Source organism: Pseudomonas sp. GW823-FHT02E01 (assembly GCF_058797535.1).
Genome location: NZ_JBXAJS010000001.1, coordinates 87,951 through 107,308, shown reverse-complemented (window position 1 = coordinate 107,308; position 19,358 = coordinate 87,951). Strand labels below are relative to the sequence as shown.

At 60.6% G+C, this 19,358-nt stretch carries 17 protein-coding genes; 5 read left to right on the top strand and 12 right to left on the bottom strand.

Going from position 1 to position 19,358, the window contains the following annotated elements; all coding sequences use genetic code 11:
- Nucleotides 1–374: 374 nt before the first annotated feature.
- Nucleotides 375–1,322: a helix-turn-helix transcriptional regulator gene (locus AC1RDQ_RS00435; RefSeq protein ID WP_223473444.1), complete on the bottom strand. Its 948-nt coding sequence runs from the start codon at nt 1,320–1,322 to the stop codon at nt 375–377.
- Between the two features lie 280 nt (nt 1,323–1,602).
- Nucleotides 1,603–2,055 (bottom strand): hypothetical protein, encoded by a 453-nt coding sequence (locus AC1RDQ_RS00430; RefSeq protein ID WP_090456151.1) that lies wholly within the window; start codon nt 2,053–2,055, stop codon nt 1,603–1,605.
- Nucleotides 2,056–2,437: 382 nt separating this feature from the next.
- On the opposite strand from AC1RDQ_RS00430, the gene AC1RDQ_RS00425 reads away from it, so the two are divergent.
- Both AC1RDQ_RS00425 and ppk2 read left to right on the top strand, forming a co-directional pair.
- Nucleotides 2,438–4,195 (top strand): SulP family inorganic anion transporter, encoded by a 1,758-nt coding sequence (locus AC1RDQ_RS00425; protein ID WP_492585875.1) that lies wholly within the window; start codon nt 2,438–2,440, stop codon nt 4,193–4,195.
- A 22-nt stretch (nt 4,196–4,217) separates the two neighbouring features.
- Nucleotides 4,218–5,036 carry a polyphosphate kinase 2 gene (gene ppk2 / locus AC1RDQ_RS00420; RefSeq protein WP_090456147.1) on the top strand — a complete coding sequence of 273 codons (819 nt, stop codon included), beginning with the start codon at nt 4,218–4,220 and terminating at the stop codon, nt 5,034–5,036.
- A gap of 49 nt (nt 5,037–5,085) precedes the next feature.
- Here ppk2 and speF read toward each other — a convergent pair whose 3' ends face one another.
- Nucleotides 5,086–7,269 (bottom strand): ornithine decarboxylase SpeF, encoded by a 2,184-nt coding sequence (speF, locus tag AC1RDQ_RS00415; protein ID WP_090456145.1) that lies wholly within the window; start codon nt 7,267–7,269, stop codon nt 5,086–5,088.
- A gap of 442 nt (nt 7,270–7,711) precedes the next feature.
- Here speF and AC1RDQ_RS00410 point away from each other — a divergent pair, with 442 nt between their 5' ends.
- Nucleotides 7,712–8,494, top strand: coding sequence for a DeoR/GlpR family DNA-binding transcription regulator (locus AC1RDQ_RS00410; protein WP_492585873.1), 783 nt, complete (start codon nt 7,712–7,714; stop codon nt 8,492–8,494).
- A 171-nt stretch (nt 8,495–8,665) separates the two neighbouring features.
- Here the strand turns inward: AC1RDQ_RS00410 and AC1RDQ_RS00405 are convergent, their stop codons facing one another.
- The 7 genes from AC1RDQ_RS00405 to AC1RDQ_RS00375 form a co-directional block, all read right to left on the bottom strand.
- Complete coding sequence (locus AC1RDQ_RS00405) at nt 8,666–9,949, bottom strand: NAD(P)/FAD-dependent oxidoreductase (RefSeq protein ID WP_492585871.1); 1,284 nt, start codon at nt 9,947–9,949, stop codon at nt 8,666–8,668.
- Between the two features lie 472 nt (nt 9,950–10,421).
- Nucleotides 10,422–11,780: a chromate efflux transporter gene (chrA, locus tag AC1RDQ_RS00400; protein ID WP_090456140.1), complete on the bottom strand. Its 1,359-nt coding sequence runs from the start codon at nt 11,778–11,780 to the stop codon at nt 10,422–10,424.
- A gap of 44 nt (nt 11,781–11,824) precedes the next feature.
- Nucleotides 11,825–12,313 (bottom strand): molybdopterin synthase catalytic subunit MoaE, encoded by a 489-nt coding sequence (gene moaE / locus AC1RDQ_RS00395; RefSeq protein ID WP_492585869.1) that lies wholly within the window; start codon nt 12,311–12,313, stop codon nt 11,825–11,827.
- A gap of 3 nt (nt 12,314–12,316) precedes the next feature.
- Nucleotides 12,317–12,568, bottom strand: coding sequence for a molybdopterin converting factor subunit 1 (gene moaD / locus AC1RDQ_RS00390; RefSeq protein WP_090456136.1), 252 nt, complete (start codon nt 12,566–12,568; stop codon nt 12,317–12,319).
- On the bottom strand, nt 12,565–13,071 hold the full coding sequence (gene moaC, locus AC1RDQ_RS00385; RefSeq protein WP_492585868.1) for a cyclic pyranopterin monophosphate synthase MoaC: 507 nt from the start codon (nt 13,069–13,071) through the stop codon (nt 12,565–12,567). Before moaC ends, moaD begins: the two co-directional genes overlap by 4 nt.
- Nucleotides 13,072–13,114: 43 nt before the next feature.
- Nucleotides 13,115–13,942, bottom strand: coding sequence for a formate dehydrogenase accessory sulfurtransferase FdhD (gene fdhD / locus AC1RDQ_RS00380; protein WP_492585866.1), 828 nt, complete (start codon nt 13,940–13,942; stop codon nt 13,115–13,117).
- Nucleotides 13,943–14,088: 146 nt separating this feature from the next.
- On the bottom strand, nt 14,089–14,979 hold the full coding sequence (locus AC1RDQ_RS00375; RefSeq protein ID WP_223502058.1) for a LysR family transcriptional regulator: 891 nt from the start codon (nt 14,977–14,979) through the stop codon (nt 14,089–14,091).
- Nucleotides 14,980–15,263: 284 nt separating this feature from the next.
- On the opposite strand from AC1RDQ_RS00375, the gene moaB reads away from it, so the two are divergent.
- Together moaB and AC1RDQ_RS00365 are read left to right on the top strand one after the other, a co-directional pair.
- Nucleotides 15,264–15,803 carry a molybdenum cofactor biosynthesis protein B gene (moaB, locus tag AC1RDQ_RS00370; protein ID WP_150814417.1) on the top strand — a complete coding sequence of 180 codons (540 nt, stop codon included), beginning with the start codon at nt 15,264–15,266 and terminating at the stop codon, nt 15,801–15,803.
- Nucleotides 15,800–17,005, top strand: coding sequence for a molybdopterin molybdotransferase MoeA (locus tag AC1RDQ_RS00365; protein ID WP_492585864.1), 1,206 nt, complete (start codon nt 15,800–15,802; stop codon nt 17,003–17,005). The genes moaB and AC1RDQ_RS00365 overlap by 4 nt, the downstream gene beginning before the upstream one ends.
- A 399-nt stretch (nt 17,006–17,404) precedes the next feature.
- On the opposite strand, the gene AC1RDQ_RS00360 is transcribed toward AC1RDQ_RS00365, so the two are convergent.
- Nucleotides 17,405–18,304: a bestrophin family protein gene (locus AC1RDQ_RS00360; RefSeq protein ID WP_492585862.1), complete on the bottom strand. Its 900-nt coding sequence runs from the start codon at nt 18,302–18,304 to the stop codon at nt 17,405–17,407.
- A 5-nt stretch (nt 18,305–18,309) separates the two neighbouring features.
- Complete coding sequence (gene moaA, locus AC1RDQ_RS00355; protein WP_154908571.1) at nt 18,310–19,308, bottom strand: GTP 3',8-cyclase MoaA; 999 nt, start codon at nt 19,306–19,308, stop codon at nt 18,310–18,312.
- Between the last annotated feature and the right edge of the window lie 50 nt (nt 19,309–19,358).

Here is a 19,358-nt window from a genome sequence, read left to right as displayed (position 1 = left end):
CCGATCAATGGTGGGAGCGAGCTTGCTCGCGAAGAGGCCGTGTCAGTCGACATGGATGTTGAATGTCACTACGCCATCGCGAGCAAGCTCGCTCCCACAGTGGTTTTTGTCGTACGCGGGATTTGTGTTCGACACCGATCAATGGTGGGAGCGAGCTTGCTCGCGAAGAGGCCGTGTGAGTCGACATGGATTTTGAATGTCACTCCGCCTTCGAGAGCAAGCTCGCTCCCACAGTGGTTTTTTGTCGTACGCGGGATTTGTGTTCGACACCGATCAAAGTGTGGGAGCGAGCTTGCTCGCGAAGAGGCCGTGTCAGTCGACATGGATGTTGAATGTCACTCCGCCTTCGCGAGCAGGCTCGCTCCCACACATCCTCAATTGGTCGCCATGGGTCGCGTTCTCCGGCCTTTTCTCACGTCTGCGGGACTGATGCCGTAGGCACTCTGGAAATACTGGCAAAACCGGCCGACATTGCTGAAGCCGTGTTGCAAGGCCACGTCCGTGACCGAAGGCGATACACCCTGGGACAGCGCGGCAAAGGCGCGTTCCAGGCGTACCTGGCGCTGATAGGCAACGATCGAGGTGCCCATGAAACGCTGAAAACCCTCCTGCAATGCGCGCAGGCTGACGTTGGTCAATTGCGCCAGTTCGGTACCGCTGGCCAGTCGGTCGGGATGCGCCTGAATGTACTCGACGGCCAGCTTCACATGTCGCGGCGCTATCAGTGGGGAGGGGCGCTGAAGGGCCTCGGTGAAGTTGTGCGGCCAGGTTTCGAGCACCGCGTCGACCAGCATTTCGCGAAGGCGTGAGGGCATCAGCGAGCCCGTATTGATCAGCAGGTCGAACTCGGTTCCGGTGGCCAGGTCCACCAGCGCCTTGATGCCCTGCAAGGCGGGTACGCTCAGATCCACCACGGGCTCAAAACAGATTTTTTGCAGGATCGGCTTGCCGAGCAACATCGACAGTCGTTCGGTGATCAGCGCCCGGCTGATCGAAATCCCGTGCTGCGCATGATTGTCGACAAAGCGCGCCGAGCGGACCTCGGCCTTGTCGATGGCCAGGCCGATCTGGGCGAAGCCAACCGACTCGGTGACGTGGTTGAAGATGATCTTGCCGGCGGTGGGAATGACGAACGTGATTTCATCAAGGGGGGCGGGAAATGCCACCGTGAAGTCACCGTGAAAGTGCATGCGACGAAAGCTGACACCTTCGTGTCTGCCGTAGACCCCGCCGATGCTGATGCTTTTTGGCGGCGGCGCAGAGTCGGAGTAAAGGTTGCCGAACAGGTTCAAGAACAACGCGCCAAAGTCGTCACAGCTCATGTCGTTGGACCTGATGATGATTTGCTTGCGCGTCGTGCTTGAGTACACCTGTAGTGTCACCTTGAGCGGTTGGGCAAAGCCCGGTACGGGGAACTGCCGATCGGAGTTCGAACGGATGCGGTTCGGGAAAGCGCTAGGACGTTATCAGTGACTAATGACAGGTTTGTTACCGGTTGTTGCCCCTGTCGCCGCCAGCTCCGTTCACCCGACGCCACCGCTCGCACCGCACAACGGGTGGCACGAGCGGTACCGGGGCGTGGGCGGCCTGCAATGGCCGCGGCTATTTCACCGGTTCTGTTGCCTTGATATCCCCGCAAAAAATATCGACGTTGCCATCGGTCGAAGCCGTTCGCACGACCACCGAATACTTGCCGTCAAGCAGGGTTTGCAACGGCACAGGCGCGGTTCTGGTAAAAGACCAGCCGCGTACGGGTTGGCGTTCGGTGTTGACGGTGTCGTTCATCGCGTAAGCGACTGACCCGGGTTGCTGGCAGGTGCCGTTATTGATGAAAGAGTAAAGACGCAGGGGCAGCGTAACCCCCATTGGAGCACCGCTGATGAAGAAACTGAGCCCCGTTTTCTTGTCCCAGTCGGTCAAGGTGACGGTGCCGATCTGACCGGCGTTTTGCCGGGTGGCGACCAGGTTAACGTTCACGCCATGGGTCGAAGAAGTGGTGCAGCCGAAAAGGCTTGCCGCAACCACGAGTGCTGCCAGTGAGGTTTTGAGCTTCATTGCCAAACTCCTGAGTTGAAGAACTGCAATGGGGAGAATTAGCGGGTATAGCTCATTTATCGCTTTCATGACGTCGTCCATACGAGGCTTCCACTTTCAGGAAGGACGTGTTGGAGGTGTTCGGGCTCAATCAACGAATCCCTTCATCGCCGCGCAAACCGGCTACATTTGTAATCTACCGAGCCCGATTGCCCGGACGTTTGCCGGTGTATTCAACCCATGCCCCACCCTTGGAATTTCCTCAACCTGAGCTGATTGCCCGCCGGCACACGCGCTTCGATGCCTTTGAGGGTTTGCAATGGTTGCGCGTGCAGTTAAAGGATTGTGCGGTCTGTCGAGCCCACTCATCATCCGCATGGAAGATTTGCCACTGGAGTGACCGATGAATCAACAAGGCAGCCATCCGCAAGAGCGGATTCCAGGCACTCCACAGCGGAGAACCTTGCGCAGCCTGTTGATCCCGGAGTGGCTCGGCAGCTACCGGCCAGACTGGCTGCGCAGCGATGTGGTCGCCGGGCTGACGGCAGCGGCCGTGGTCATTCCCAAGGCGCTGGCGTACGCCACCATTGCCGGCCTGCCGGTGCAGGTCGGGCTGTACACGGCGCTGGTACCGATGGTGATCTATGCCGTGCTCGGCACGTCGCGCCCGCTTAGCGTCAGCACCACGACCACCCTGGCCATTCTTGCCGGCTCCGCGTTGGGCCAGATCAGCCCCGATGGCGATGCGGCGACCTTGCTCGCCGGTTCCGCCACGCTGGCCCTGATGGTGGGCGCGATCCTGATTGTCGCGGGGTTGCTGCGCCTGGGTTTCGTCGCCAATTTCATTTCCGAGCCGGTACTGGTGGGTTTCAAGGCCGGCATCGGCGTGGTCATTGTGCTCGACCAGTTGCCCAAGCTGTTGGGCACGCACATCGACAAAGGCGGCTTCCTGCACAATCTGGTGGCCACGGTCCAGAGCGTCGGCCATGCCTCGCTGCCGACCGTGGCGGTCGGTGTGTTCATGGTCCTGCTGCTGGTGGGCATGAAGCGTTTTACGCCCCGGCTGCCCGCACCTTTGATTGCGGTGGCGCTTGGCATCATCGGCATGAGCCTGTTTGGCCTGGAGCGCTTTGGTGTGTCCGCCGTGGGCGTGGTGCCGATCGGATTGCCCGCACCGACCCTGCCGGTTTGGTCGATGGCCGAAACCCTGTGGTCCTCGGCGATGGGTATCGCGCTGATGAGTTTCACCGAAACCATCGCGGCGGGGCGCGCTTTCGCCCGCAGTGACGAGCCCGCGCCACAACCGAATCGGGAACTGCTGGCCACAGGCGTTGCCAACATCGGTGGCGCGTTTCTCGGGGCCATGGTCGCCGGTGGCGGGACCACCCAGACGGCAGTGAACCGCCTGGCCGGCGCCCGTTCGCAACTGGCCGCACTGGTCACCGCCGCACTGGCGCTGGGCACTTGCCTGCTGCTGGCACCGCTCATTGGCCTGATGCCCAACGCCACGCTCGCCGCCGTGGTGATCGTGTATTCGGTGGGTTTGATCGAACCGGCGCAATTTCGCGAAATCCTGTCGGTTCGCCGTACCGAATTTGCCTGGGCCGTGGTGGCCATGATCGGCGTGATGCTGCTGGGCACGCTGCAAGGGATCGTCGTGGCGATTATCGTCTCGTTGCTGGCCCTGGCCTACCAGGTCTCCGACCCGCCCGTGCACGTACTTGGACGCAAGCCCGGTACCAACGTCTATCGTCCGCAGGCCACCGACAACGAAGACGACGAACACTTTGACGGATTGCTGTTGCTCAGGCCCGAAGGACGGGTGTTCTTCGCCAATGCCGAGCGCATCGCCGACAAGATCCGGCCGCTGATTGACGTGGCGAATCCCAAGGTCGTGGTCCTGGACCTGCGCAGTGTGTTCGACCTGGAATACACCGCGCTGAAAATGCTCACCGGCGCGGAGCAGCGCATGAGTGAGAAAGGCATTTCACTGTGGCTGGTGGGCATGAGTCCGGGCGTATGGGACATGGTCATCAAGGCACCCCTGGGCCATGTGCTGGGCGAGGCGCGCATGTTCCTGAACCTGGAACAGGCGGTTGAACATTATCAGCGCAGTCGACGCGCAATGAACGCGGCCGGGGGCACTCCGGACGCTATGTGACGCATTGAAGGAGGTAACGGGCATGGCAAAGAAGAAGGCGGCAACCAAAAGCAAACCGGTCGAAAGCGGCAAGCTCAAGAACAAGGATTATCTCGAGGAACTGGCGCGGCTGCATGTCGAGATGGTCAAGCTGCAGGAGTGGGTGCAGCACTCGGGCGCCAAGGTCTGCATCGTCTTTGAGGGCCGTGATGGCGCCGGCAAGGGCGGGACAATCAAGGCACTGACCGAACGGGTCAGTCCGCGGGTGTTCCGGGTGATGGCGCTGCCGGCACCGACCGAGCGGGAAAAAAGCCAGATGTATGTGCAACGTTATCTGCCGCACCTGCCGGCGGCCGGTGAAGTGGTGATCTTCGATCGCAGCTGGTACAACCGCGCCGGTGTCGAGCGGGTCATGGGGTTCTGCAGCGACGAGCAGGTGCACACCTTTCTCACCGGGGTGCCGCGCGTCGAGCAGGCACTGGTCGAATCGGGAATCATCCTGATCAAGTACTGGCTTGAAGTGAGCCAGGAGGAGCAGACCCGACGCCTCAAGTCGCGTATCACCGACGGGCGCAAGATCTGGAAGCTGTCACCCATGGACCTCAAGTCCTATAACCGCTGGTACGACTACTCCCGTGCCCGGGACGACATGTTCAAATTCACCGACACCGAATTCGCCCCGTGGCGGGTCGCCAACTCGAATGACAAGCGACGGGCGCGACTGAACATCATCAGTGATGTGCTGAACAGTATTCCTTATGAAGAAATACCGCGGGCAAAAGTGAAACTGCCCAAACGCCAAAGTCCCGGAAACTATCGGGATCCGAACTATCCGTTCAAGTACATCCCGGAAAAATTCTGATCGATGCATTGGGCAGGAGCCGGCCCACGCCAGCTCCTGCTGCATGCCATCAGGCCTTGATCACGTACCCATACGCCCGGGTACGACCGCCTTCCTGCTTCAGATACACACCCTGCAGCTCCGGCGTGAAGCCGGGCAAGCGGTTGATGCCTTCTTCCAGGGCCAGGAAGTACTTGAGCACCGCGCCTCCCCAGATTTCACCCGGCACCACGCACAGCACCCCCGGCGGATAAGGCAACGCACCCTCGGCCGCAATGCGCCCGTCGGCATCCGCCAACGCCACCAGTTCGACGTTGCCGCGGATGTACTCGATTTGCGCTTGCTGCGGGTTCATGGCCTTTTTCGGGAAGTGTTCCTTGCGGAACATGTCCTTCTGCAACTGCTGCACATTGTGGTGGCGGTACAGGTCGTGCATTTCCTGGCAGAGCTGGCGAATGGTGTAGTTGCGATAGCGCTCCTGATGCTGCGCGTAGATGGCCGGCAGCACCCGGCTCATCGGCGCGTCATCGCTGATGAAGCGTTCGAAGCGGGCGATCTGCGCGGCCAGGTGGGTCATCTTCGCCCAGTCTTCGGCCGGGGTGAGCAGGAACAGGATGGAGTTGAGGTCGCATTTTTCCGGAACGATGCCGTTCTCGCGCAGGAAGTTGGCCAGGATGCCGGCGTGAATGCCGAAGTCGGTGTAGCTGCCATCCACCGGGTCGATGCCCGGCGTGGTGAACAGCAACTTGCACGGGTCGATGAAGTACTGCTTCTCGGCGTAGCCGGCAAAGGCGTGCCAGCGGTCCTTGGGGTGGAACTCGAAGAAGCGGATGTCATTGGCAATGTCTTCGGTTGGATAGTCTTCCCAGGCGCGCCCTTCAATGGTATCCGGCACGAACGGCCGGACCATGGTGCAGGCTTCGAGGATCAACTTGCGCGCTTCGATGCCGAACTTCACACAGTCTTCCCACAGGCGCAGGCCGCTGCGGCCCGAGTGAATGCGCGCATTCACATCCAGCGAAGCGAACAGCGGGTAGAAGGGGCTGGTGGACGCCTGGGCCATGAACGCGTTGTTGAGCCGGTGATGGTTGCAATAGCGCGCCTGGCCTTTGATGTGGCGGTCCTTTTTGTGCACCTGGGAAGCCTGGGAAAAACCGGCCTGCTGTTTGTGCACCGACTGGGTGACGAAGATGCCCGGGTCGTTCTCGTTGAGGTCGAGCAACAGCGGCGAGCAGTCTTTCATCATCGGGATGAACTGCTCGTAGCCGACCCACGCCGAGTCGAACAGGATGTAGTCACACAGCTTGCCGATGCGGTCGACGACTTGCCGGGCGTTGTAGACGGTGCCGTCATAGGTGCCCAGTTGAATGATCGCCAGGCGGAACGGCCGTGGCAGTTGCGCCTTGTCCGGGGCGACTTCGGCGATCAGTTCGCGCAGATAGTCTTCGTCGAAACAGTGGGCGTCGATGCCGCCGATGAAGCCGTAGGGGTTGCGCGCGGTTTCCAGATACACCGGCGTGGCGCCGGCCTGCAACAGCGCGCCCTGGTGGTTGGATTTGTGGTTGTTGCGGTCGAACAGCACCAGATCGCCGGGGGTCAACAGGGCGTTGGTCACCACCTTGTTCGACGCCGAGGTGCCGTTGAGCACGAAGTAGGTCTTGTCGGCGTTGAACACCTGCGCGGCGTGTTTCTGCGCCAGCAGCGCCGGGCCTTCGTGGATCAGCAGGTCGCCGAGCTTGACGTCGGCGTTGCACATGTCGGCGCGAAACAGCGTTTCGCCGAAGAAATCGAAAAACTGTCGCCCCGCCGGATGCTTGCGAAAGAACTGGCCGCCCTGGTGACCGGGGCAGGCAAAGGTCGCGTTGGCCGCCTCGGTGTACCGTTTGAGCGAATCGAAGAAGGGCGGCAGCAGGCTTTCTTCATAGGCTTTGGCCGCTGTCTCCAGTTGGTTGCCATGGTATTCGACGTTACTGGGGGACAGGTCGAAGATGCCGTTCACCTGCAGCAGCACGTCATTGAGGTGTTTGTAGACTTCCCGGGGGCGGGTGCTGGTGCCGGGGGAAGGCACCAGGAAAATCGGCACATCAAAACCGGTGCGCTGAATGACGTCCAACGCTCCAGCCAACACATCATTGACCGACACCACCGCCACGGCGACGTCGGTGAAGTCGGTTTGACTAAGCGGGACTACCTCCCGGGCGTTCAGGAAACATTCGGAGGCGCCATCACTGGCGGCGATTTTCAGAGCTTTCATGGGTGGTGTCTCCTGGCGGGCACTCAATTGTCCGCAGCTTTTTTAGAGATCAACTTCCGGAGGAGTCTTCCAGTTCCCCTGATCGGAAATCGTGTCACCACTGGTTATAGAGCATATTTCTGATCTGTCAGGCGTTTTACCGCGACCTTGCACAACTTGACGTCTCACGACCTGTCGGTCAGGCGTGAACCAGCGCAATCGTGAACGAGACCACGATCATGCACGCAAAAGCAAAATTGATATTCATGAGGTTTCCATCCGAAACATGAGTGACGGCGCCATCTTGAACAGGTCACAGCAAAATAAAAAATTCGGCGTAATGATTTGAAAGATCGAAAAAAATGATACTTGGAGGTGTTTGCCCGGCCGCCCGTTTGTGTTTGTCCCGTGCTTTGGCTAATCTCGCCGAAGAGCGCAATTTCACGCATAAACGGGCAAAAACATGCACGATAACCATTCCGCTGCCGAACTTCCATCCGTACGCCGGCAAAAAATCCTGTTGATCCTCGAACGAGACGGCAAGGTCATGACCTCGGAGTTGAGCCAGCATTTCGCGGTGTCCGAAGACACCATCCGCCGGGATCTGGCGGAACTGGCCAGTGTCGGCCTGGTGCAGCGGGTACACGGCGGGGCGTTGCCGCGTCCCAAGGACACGGGCAAGGACTATTTCACCCGGATCAGTGAAACCGATGAGGTGAAAACCCATCTGGCGCAACTGGCTGCGCGACGGGTGCAAGACGGTCAGATCGTAGTGTTCGATTCCGGCACTACCACCTTGCAGATCGCGCGTTCGCTGCCGGCGGACATTGCCATTACCGCGATCACCGCGTCGCCGATGACCGCCATCACCTTGTCCGAATACAAAGGCGCCAAGGTGATTCTGGCGGGCGGCCAGCTCAACCCGGCGACGATGTCGGCCAGCGGTCACGAAACCCTGCGGTTGCTGGCGGGCATCAAGGCCGATCTGCTGTTTACCGGGGTTTGCGCGATTCACCCGCAGGTGGGCTTGAGCTCACTGCATTTTGATGAGGTGCCGGTGAAACAGGCGATGCTCGACTGTGCCTCTCACGTGATTGCCGTCACCACGGCGGACAAACTCGGGGCGGTGGAACCCTTTGTCGTCGCGCCTTGCAACCGCGTGCACACGCTGATCACCGAACGGCATGTGGCGTCTGGCAATGTTGAAGATTACCGGGCGCTGGGGATCGAGGTGGTGCAGGCTTGAGTGGGTCTTTGTGGGAGCGAGCTTGCTCGCGATGGCGTACTTTCAGCCGACATCACTGCTGAATGAGACACCGCCATCGCGAGCAGGCTCGCTCCTACAGGAATCGATGTCGACCAAAAATCTCCTGGCCAGCACAAACAACATCCATGTTGAATGTATTGGCCAGTAACCTCAGCGCAGTCGCTCAAGCATCTGGTAGTACCACATGCCGGCGGCGAGCATCGGGTTGCCGAGCAGGTCGCCCATGGGCACGCGGATGTGCTGGCAGGCGGCGAAGGTGTCGAACTGTTCCAGTTTTCCTGTGATCGCACGGCCCATGATTTCGCCCATGATGTGGGTGGTGGCGATGCCGTGGCCGGAGTAGCCCTGGCAATACCAGACGTTGTCCGACAGCTTGCCCAGTTGTGGGATGCGGTTGATCACGATGCCCATCGCGCAGCTCCACTGGTAATCGATGGCCACGCCTTTGAGCGCCGGGAAGGTCTGCTCGATGCACGGACGCAGCTCGGCGGCGATGTCGCGCGAATCCTTGCCGCTGTAGTTGGCGCCGCCCCCGAACAACAGGCGACCGTCAGCGGTGAGGCGGTAGTAATCGAGCACGAAGCGGCAGTCATAGACCGCCAGGTCTTCGGGGTTGATCTGTCTGGCCAGATCGCCCAGCGGCGCAGTGGTGACGATGCCGCCCATGGCCGGGAAAATCTTGCCCTTGAGCTTGCCCGGTTCCAGCTTGTGGTAGACGTCGCCGGCCAGCAGCACCTGGTTGGCGTCGATGTATCCGTGGGCGGTGCGCACTCCAGGCGTGTCCCCATGGATGATCTCCAGCACTTCGCTGTTCTCGAAGATCAACGCACCGAGGCTTTCGGCTGCGCGGGCCTCGCCGATGCACAGGTTGAGCGGGTGCAGGTGCATGTTGCGGGTGTTCTTGATCGCGCCGTGGTAGAGGTCGCTTTGCAGCAGATCGCGCACCTGGCTGCGGTCGAGCAGGCTGACCTCGTCGCCCATGCCGCGGTGCACCGCCTCTTCGTAATCCTTGCGCAAGCCGACCATGTGCGCGGGTTTGTACGCCGCGTGCAGGTGACCGTGCTTGAGGTCGCAGGCGATGCCGTATTTTTCCACGCGCTGCTGGATGATCTGGTGCCCGCGCCAGCGCAGGTTCCAGATGAAATCATCGACTTCATCACCGATGGTGCGGCGCATCTGTTTGCGCATGGCTTCATCGCCCGACAGGCTGCCGGTGACCTGGCCGCCATTGCGCCCGGTGGCGCCCCAGCCGATCTTGTGGCTTTCGACGATGGCGACCTTCAGGCCTTTTTCCGCCAGCTCGACGGCGGTGGCCACGCCGGTGAAACCGCCGCCGATGATCACCACGTCAACCCGGTGCCGGCCTTGCAGCGTCGGGTAATCGGTGTCCTGGTTGAGGGTGGCGGTGTAGTAGGAATTGCAACGTTGAGTCATGTCGGTGTCCAGGCAGAATTGGGAGAAACCAATGCCAGTCAGTCGAAGTGCGCAACCTGTAGGAGCGAGCTTGCTCGCGATAGCGGAGTGTCATTGACGTTGATGTCGAATGACACTCCGCTATCGCGAGCAAGCTCGCTCCCACAGGGATTGCATACGCTGAGCAAACGCAGGGATAGCGAAGGAGGGGGCTCGCCGATCAGGCGAGCAGGGCGCTATCCGGCGGACGTGCGGAGTGACGCAGTTTGGAGCGGCGCAGGGCCATGGGCAGGTTGACGATGCGCTTCATGCAATGCCGTCCACGGCCAGCAGCGAGGTGGCCTGGATCGAGAGGTTCAGCAGGTGCTGTTCTGACGGCAAAGTACGCATGGCGCAGGTTTCCGGCGGCGGAAATCGTCGGTGGCCAGTAGCACAAGCCATCCGGGGGATGGCTGGATACTAGGGAGGATTGCGGCGCGTGTAAATGTTTGATTCAGAACATCAGGTGCACACCCAGGCCGATCAACCCGCAGCCGATCAACACCTCGATCACCCCGCGCTTGAATCCAAGCAATGCAACGCCCGCGACTATCGCGATCAGCAGCGAAGGCCAGTCCAGTGCTCCTTCGAAGCCTTTGGGCCACAGCACGTGGTAGGCAAAGAAACAGGCCAGGTTGAGTATCACGCCCACCACGGCGGCCGTAATGGCCGTCAGTGGCGCGGTGAACTTGAGTTCGTTGTGCGTCGATTCCACCAACGGCCCGCCGGCGAGGATGAACAGGAACGAGGGCAGGAAGGTGAACCAGGTCACCAGCGTCGCGGCGATGGCGCCGGCAACGAAGGCCTGATCCGGGCCGAAGACCTGATGCACGTAGGCGCCGATAAAACCGACGAAGGCGACAACCATGATCAACGGACCCGGCGTGGTTTCACCGAGCGCCAGGCCGTCGATCATCTGCGTCGGTGTCAGCCATCCGTAGTGGCCGACCGCGCCCTGGTAGACATACGGCAACACCGCGTAGGCGCCGCCAAAGGTCAGCAGCGCGGCCTTGGTGAAGAACCAGGCCATCTGGGTCAGCGTGCCTTCCCAGCCGAACAGTGCGGTGAGCATGGCCATGGGCAGTGTCCACAAGATCGCACCGATCACGGCCAGGCGCGCAAGTTTCCAGCCACTGAAGCGGGCGTGTCCGGGGGTTGGGGTGTCGTCGTCGATCACTGCCGGGCCGTAGGAGCGTTTCGCAGCGCTGTGGCCACCGGTCCTGAATTTTTCCGGTGCCAGTCGCCCGCCGAAATAACCGATGACCGCCGCGCCGAGCACGATCAACGGAAACGGCACATTGAGCACGAAGATGGCCACGAAGGACGCGGCGGCGATGCCCCATAACCAGCCGTTCTTCAGCGCCCGCGAGCCGATCCGGTGAGCCGCCTGCACCACGATTGCCGTGACCGCAGGCTTGATCCCGTAGAACAGTCCGGCGACCACGGGCACGTCACCAAAGGCGATGTACACCCAGGACAGCGCAATCAGGATGAACAGCGAAGGCAATACAAACAGCACGCCAGCGATCACACCGCCCCAGGTCCGGTGCATCAGCCAGCCGATGTAGGTCGCCAACTGCTGAGCCTCTGGCCCGGGCAGCAACATGCAGTAGTTGAGGGCATGCAGAAAGCGCCGCTCGGAGATCCAGCGCCGGCGTTCGACCAGCTCCTGATGCATGATCGAAATCTGCCCCGCCGGCCCGCCGAAACTGATGAAACCAAGCTTGAGCCAGAACAGGAAGGCCTCGCGCAGGCTGATGGACCGGGGTTGCAGTACATCCTGTTGCGTGATCGGGGAGGGCGTGGGGCTCAAGCGGAAACTCCTTGTGCAGAAAAGCTTTGAGCCGATGACTGTAGCTAGGCCGGAGCGCGTTGCATAGCCGCCTCATGTGGCCTATCTGCCCAGCGCTCGACGGCTGACCGGTCGCTGTCACGGGCATCGACCCAGCGTGCGCCGGACGCCACGTCTTCGCGTTTCCAGAACGGGGCGTCGGTTTTCAGGTAGTCCATGATGAATGCACAGGCTTCGAAAGCGGCTTGACGATGGGGGCTGCTGACGCCGACAAACACGATCGGCTCGCTGATCGACAACGGGCCGATCCGATGCACGATCTGCACGGCCCTCAATGGCCATCGGGTCCTGGCATTGTCGACGATTTTTTGCAGCGACCGTTCGGTCATGCCCGGGTAGTGCTCCAGAAACAACCCGCTGACCGCCTCACCCTGATTGATGTCGCGCACATAGCCGACGAAGTTGACCACGGCACCCACGCCCGGATCGTTTGCCTGCAGGCTGTCGATCAGCCGGCCGACGTCGAACATTTCACGCTGGACCCGAACCGTCATGTCTCAACCCCCGGTGACCGGTGGAAAAAAGGCGATCTCGTCATAGTCCTCGATCACCCGGTCTGGATGGCACAGCTCCTGGTTCAGCGCACACATCAGGTTGCTTTCACCCAGCACATGGCTCCACACCTCACCGCGAGCCATCAGCAGTCGGCGCACGTCCTCGATGGTCTTGAGGCTGTCAGTCAGGGGCAGTTTTTCACCGCCCAGGTTGAGCTGCTCGCGGTAACGGGCGAAGTAATTGATCAGGATCATTGTGCGTCCTCGAACTTGAAATGACCGGAGCGGCCACCTTGTTTACTCAGCAGGCGGACGTCATCGATGACCATGCCTCGATCCACTGCCTTGCACATGTCATAGAGGGTCAGCGCCGCCACGCTGACGGCGGTCAGGGCTTCGAGTTCGACCCCGGTCTGGCCCTCGACGCGGCACGTACCGAGGATTTTCACGCTGTCCGGAGTGCAGGCCTTGAGTTCGACGTGGATCGAACTGAGCAGAAGGGTGTGGCACAGCGGGATCAGCTCACGGGTTTTCTTTGCCGCCATGATTCCGGCGATCCGCGCCACGGCAAATACGTCGCCCTTGGGGTGTCCGTCGCTTTGAATCAGCTTCAGGGTTTCCGGGCGCATCCGCACCCAGGCCTGGGCCTGGGCTTCACGCAGCGTCGAGGTTTTTTCGCTGACATCGACCATGTTGGCGCGACCCTGGCTGTCGAGGTGGGTCAGGCCATTGGGCGATGCATCTGAAATGTCTGTCATGGGAGTTTCCTGCGCTTGCCAGCGCGGTGATCAGGTGAAGGCATCATGCCGGGCTGTAAATGCGTGATGCGTTGCGGTGGGGGATGTGAATCAGGTTGAGGCGATGTTTGATTGCCCATTGCACGGTCAGGGCGGTGGGTGCCGACAGACTGACCAGCGTACCGAGCCTGGCCCTGACGGCCTTGTGGATCAGTTCGAGGCTGCAACGGCTGGTGACTACGGTGAAGCCGTAACGGCTGTCGATGCCGGCGTGTTGCAGGGCACCGATCAACTTGTCCAGCGCGTTGTGGCGGCCAATGTCTTCGCGGCAGATCAGCGCGTTGCCTTGGGGGGCGAAGTACAGCGCCGCGTGCAGCGCACCGCTGCTGCGGGCCATTTGTTGGGCCTGTTCGATGCGGTTGCGGATGTCGATGAAATGTTCGGCGGGCGGCAGGGCAACCGACTCGAGAATCTCCAGTTTCGGCAGGGCCTGCTCCAGCGCTTCCACACCGCACAGCCCGCAACCACTGGTGCCGGCCATTTGCCGACGATGGTTCTTCAGCGCCCAGAATGCGCGGCTGGAGATCTGCACGTCGGCTTGAACGGCCTGGTCGAATCGGGTGAGGCGCAAGTCGTAGATTTCACTCTGGTCCTCAACGATGTCGTTGCTGACGCTGAAGCCACGGATGAAATCTTCGAGGTTGCCCGGCGACACCATCATCACCGCCTGACTCAGACCGTTGTAGGTGATTGCCAGGGCAATCTCTGATGCCAGCGCCGCCTGACAGACTGACGCGGCGTTGTCGTACTCGCGAAAGTTCACACTCAACGGTTGGGGCGCGGGGGCATTGGTGTCGCTTCGAACATCGGTTTGTTCAACTTGGCACAACATGAAAATAACCTCGAAGCGCTGAATTAAGTTCAGGCTACGGGTAACTTTAAACAGCGTCCAATCGCTTGTTCCGATGTGCCGATTGGTGATGTCTATCAAACTGGGCAAACATGTCCGGTTCGGTTTTTTTTAAAACCGAAACTTGATCAGTCAGTCCGGCTGAATAACGTTCGTGCTTCGGCGAAACACTTTTCGGCAATCGCCGAACGCGGTTCGGTCTTGCGCATCACCAGGCCCAGGGGCGCGAGTACGCTGGCATCCGGCAATTCGATGAACGCCAGGTGTTCAATGGGCTCTTCCAGGCCACTGTCCAGCGGCATGATCGCGCAGCAGAAACCCTCGTGAATCGCCTGCAGCAACTGGTAAGTCGAATCGCTTTCCAGGATCGGTTGCGGGTCCAGTCCGCGGCTGCGAAAGCTCAGGTCGATGGATTTGCGGTAGTGCATGCCGTTGCTGAGCATCCCCAGCGGCAGTTCGGCGGCGTCCTCCCAGCTCATTTGCATGCCGTCGAAATGGAAGTGGCGATTGTCGTACAGCAGGCCGACGCGGGTTTCGCCGATCTCGAAAAACTCGAAATAGCTCGGGTTGACGTGATCGAGGTAGCACACGCCCAGGTCCAGCTGATTGTTGCCAAGGCCCTCGATGATCTGGTCGGAACTTAAAGACGACAGGCTGTACTTGAGCTCGGGAAAGCTGCGGGACAGGCCCTGGATGTAGGTGACCGGATTGAAGCTGCTGAGGGGTACCAGCCCCAGGCGCAGGTTGCCCACGAGCTGACCCCGGCACGCGGCGGCCTCGGCGAAGAGCCCGTCGTGGGCGGCCAGCAGGGTCCTGGCCCACGCCAGCACCCGTTCGCCGGCCTCGGTAAAACCCTCGAAGCGCTGGCCTCGGGTGACCAGCACCAGGTCCAGTTCATCCTCCAGGTTGCGCAGGCGCATCGACAGCGTGGGCTGGGTGATGTGGCAGCGCGCGGCCGCCTGGCCGAAGTGGCGGGTCTGCTCCAGGGCGATCAGGAACTTGAGTTGTTTGATGTCCATGACGGCACCTGCTGGCGGGGAGTGAAGGGTTAAGTATTGACTCAGGTGCGCAAGACACAAGGCGAGGCAGAAATCGTGAGCCGAGACGATCTCATTGTCTTCGGTGTGCGTCCAATCACTACTATCTAAGGTGTTATCGACGGGCTCTATCATTGCTGTTGTTTCTGGTCTTTTTATATTGATAGATTGGCTCGATAGTCTGGTTGGTTAGAGTGATTAGACACGGCTTGAATTATCGAATTAGTCTCCGGAAGTCATTTAATCAATATCTGCCGGAGAACCCCATGAGCGTCAAACCGGATGCATTGTTTATACCCCTGAATATTGCCGTGTTGACTGTTAGCGATACCCGCGAATATGCCAATGACACCTCCGGCCAATTACTCGTCAGTCGTTTGCTGGAAGCCGGCCATACCCTCAGCGAGCGCAACCTGCTCAAGGACGACCTGTACAAGATCCGCGCGCAGGTGGCGAACTGGATTGCCGACGACGGTATCCAGGTGGTGCTGATCACGGGCGGCACCGGGTTTACCGGCCGCGACAGCACACCTGAGGCAGTGGCCTGTTTGCTGGATAAACAGATCGAAGGCTTCGGTGAGCTGTTCCGGGCGATTTCGATCCTCGACATCGGCACCTCGACGGTGCAGAGCCGAGCATTGGCCGGGCTGGCCAATGGCACGCTGGTCTGCTGCCTGCCGGGTTCCACGGGCGCCTGCCGCACCGCGTGGGAAGGCATCCTCGCCGAGCAACTCGACGCGCGCCACCGGCCGTGCAATTTCGTACCGCACCTCAAGCCTATGCAGGCTTGCGGGACGCGCGGATGAGCTATTCACCCTTGATGCCGGTGGAGGAGGCCATCGAACGGTTGCTGACAATGGCCGAGGCACAGTGGATTGAAGACAGTGAAGCGGTGCCGCTCAGTGCCGCACGGCAACGGGTGTTGGCCAATGACCTGGTGGCGACCCTCGATCTGCCGCCGTGGCCGAACAGCGCCATGGACGGCTATGCCCTGAATGTCGACGGTTGGGACGGGGCACCGCTGACCGTGTCGCAACAGGTATTTGCCGGTCACGCCCCCCAAGCACTGGCACCGGGAACCTGCGCGCGCATCTTCACCGGCGCCCCGGTTCCGCCAGGTGCCAACGGCGTGGAGATGCAGGAGAACACGCAAGTACTGGATGACGGACGTATCCGCTTCAAGCAGCCATTGAGCGCCGGCAGCAACATCCGCCCGCAAGGTCAGGAGAACCGCGTCGGCGATGTGCTGCTGCGCGCCGGCAAGCGTATCGGTCCGTTCGAACTGGCGGTCGCGGCAGCGCAGGGCTGCACCCATGTGCAGGTCGTGCGGCGACCACGGGTGGCGTTGCTGTCCACCGGCGATGAACTGGTCGATCCGGGCACACCGCTCAAGCCCGGCAGCATCTACAACAGCAACCGCACATTGTTGAGCCATTGGTTGAATGCGTTGGGTTGCGAGGTCATCGAGGCCGGCATTCTCCCCGACGAGCCACGCCAGACGCGACTCAAGCTCGAACAACTGCAACACACGACGGACCTGATGCTCAGCACGGGCGGCGTGTCCGCCGGTGACGCCGACTGCCTCGGCCAGGTACTGCGCGAGTGCGGCAAGCCGTTGCTGTGGAAACTCTCGATCAAACCCGGCAAGCCATTGACCGTGGGCCACTTCGGCCGCGTGCCGGTGATTGGCCTGCCGGGCAATCCGACCTCGGCGTTGGTCACTTTCGGTCTGTTGGCCCGGGTTTATCTGTTGCGGATTCAGGGGGTCGAAGACGTCGAGCCTTTGAGCTTCCCGGTCAGGGTCGGCTTTGCCTGGCCCAAACCCGGAAGCCGCCGCGAGTACCTGCGAGCGAAACTCGAAGCCGGTCGCGCGGTGCTCTATCCGAACCAGAGTTCCGGCGTGTTGCTGGGCGCATCCTGGGCCGATGGGCTGGTGGAAGTGCCGGAAGGCTGCACACTGGAAGCGGGCGACACGGCGCGGTTTATTCCCTTCAGTGAGCTGTTCTGAATTCCGCAAACAAACTGTGGGAGCGAGCTTGCTCGCGATGAGGCTGGCAAATCCAACAGAGATGTTGGCAGGCAGACCGCTATCGCGAGCAAGCTCGCTCCCACAGTTTTGATCTTCAGTGAATGTCAACCTTGCGACCGGCCACAATCCCTGTGGGAGCGAGCTTGCTCGCGATGAGGCTGGCAAATCCAACAGAGATGTTGGCAGACAGACCGCTATCGCGAGCAAGCTCGCTCCCACAGTTTTGATCTTCAGTGAATGTCAACCTTGCGGCCGGCCACAATCCCTGTGGGAGCGAGCTTGCTCGCGATGAGGCCGGCAAATCCAACAGAGATGTTGGCGGGCAGACCGCTATCGCGAGCAAGCTCGCTCCCACAGAATTTGTGTGTTTCTTGAGTATCAGTTCAACACAAAATCCACAGGCTCCAGTTGCGGTGGCAGTTCCGTCACACCCAGGGCCGCCAGCACATCGCGCTCGATATTGCGCACGATGGCATCGGTGGGCAGGTCGTTTTCGTCGCGGCCGAAGGGGTCTTCCAGTTCATCGGCAATCGCATCCAGGCCGAAAAAGGTGTAGCTGACAATCGCGGTGAAAATCGGTGTCAGCCAGCCCAGGGGTTCGGCCATGGCAAAGGGCAAGAGGATGCAGAACAGGTAAATGGTGCGGTGCAGGAGCAAGGTGTAGGGGAAGGGTAGCGGGGTGTTCTTGATCCGTTCACAGACGGCCTGGGCATGGGTCAGGTTGGTCAAATGGTTGGCCATGAGCGTGTAGCGCCAGTCGTTGATCGCCCCGGATTCGTTGAGTGACGAGCACTGTTGACCGACCTGCATCAGTATCTGCCCGCTGATGTCCGTGGTGTTGCCCTTGGGCATCGGGTGCAGCCAGTCGCCACTGGCGGCCATTTCGTTTTCCTGGCGCAGGCGCGCGTTGAGGGCATGGGCGAAGCCGCAGAGGTTGCTGAGGATCGTGTGGCGCTCAGCGGTGTCCTTGATCACCAGGGTTTCACGAATCATCGAGCGGATCTCCACGATCACATCGCCCCAGGCCTTGCGCGCTTCATACCAGCGGTCGTAGCAGGCGTTGTTGCGAAAGCTCATGAAGATCGACAACGACAAACCCAGCAGCGTGAAGGGCGTGGCGCTGACCTTGGAAAAGTAGCTGGGATGCAAGGTTTCGATGAGCACGATGGCCGAGGCGAGCAGTGTCACCATCAGGCTGCGCCAGGCGATGCGTTTGGCAATCGAACCCTTGAGGGACGTCAGCACGCCGATCAGGTTGGGTTTGGGTCTCACGATCATGGGTTTCAGCCGCCCGTCATGTTCATGAAGCGAATGACCTGAACATCGTCGTTCACTTCGAAGTTGTGTCGATAAGGCTTGAGTTTCATGGCCTCGATAATGGCTTTTTCCAGGCGCTCGGGCTGTCCGGGGTGGCTGCGCAAGACCGCCTTGAGATCCACGGAGTGCTCATTGCCCAGGCACAGCAGCAGACGTCCCTCCACGGTCAGCCGCACCCGATTGCAGGTGCCGCAAAAGTTGTGGCTGTGGGGTGAGATGAACCCCAGGCGAATCTGCGGCGCCTCGGCCAGGCGCCAGTAGCGCGACGGACCCTGGGTCGACTCGGCGGAATCAATCAAAGTGTAGCGTTCGGCAATGCGTTCGCGGACCTGGCTACTTGCGAAAAACGATTCGGCGCGGCTGTGCTCGTCGATGGTGCCCAACGGCATTTCCTCGATGAAGGAGATGTCGAGGTTACGGTCGATGGCGAAGCTCACCAGATCATTGATCTCATGGTCGTTGCGGCCTTTCATGACCACGCAATTGAGCTTGGTGTTGCGAAATCCCGCCTGGTTGGCCGCGTCGATGCCCTTGATGACCTGCGCCAGGTCACCGGTGCGGGTCAGTTCGCGAAAACGTTGCGGGTCCAGGCAATCGAGGCTGATGTTGAGGCGCTTGACCCCGGCTTCGAACAACGGCCCGGCCAGTTTGGCCAGCTGCGAACCGTTGGTGGTCATGCACAGTTCACGCAGGCCGGGCAGGGCGGCGATCTTCTCGCACAACTGCACCACGCCCGGACGGATCAGCGGCTCGCCACCGGTCAGGCGGATCTTGCGGGTGCCCAGCGCCACGAAGCTTTGTGCAAGTTGATAAATCTCTTCCAGCGTCAGCACCCGTTGGCGGGGCAGAAACTGCATGTCCTCGGCCATGCAATACACGCAACGGAAATCGCAGCGGTCGGTGACCGACATCCGCAGATAATCCACGCGCCGGGAGAACCCATCGATCAAGACTTGTTCTGACATGACACCCTCGCTTGGCACGCATTGAATGAATGTTCCGTGTAGGAGCGCTG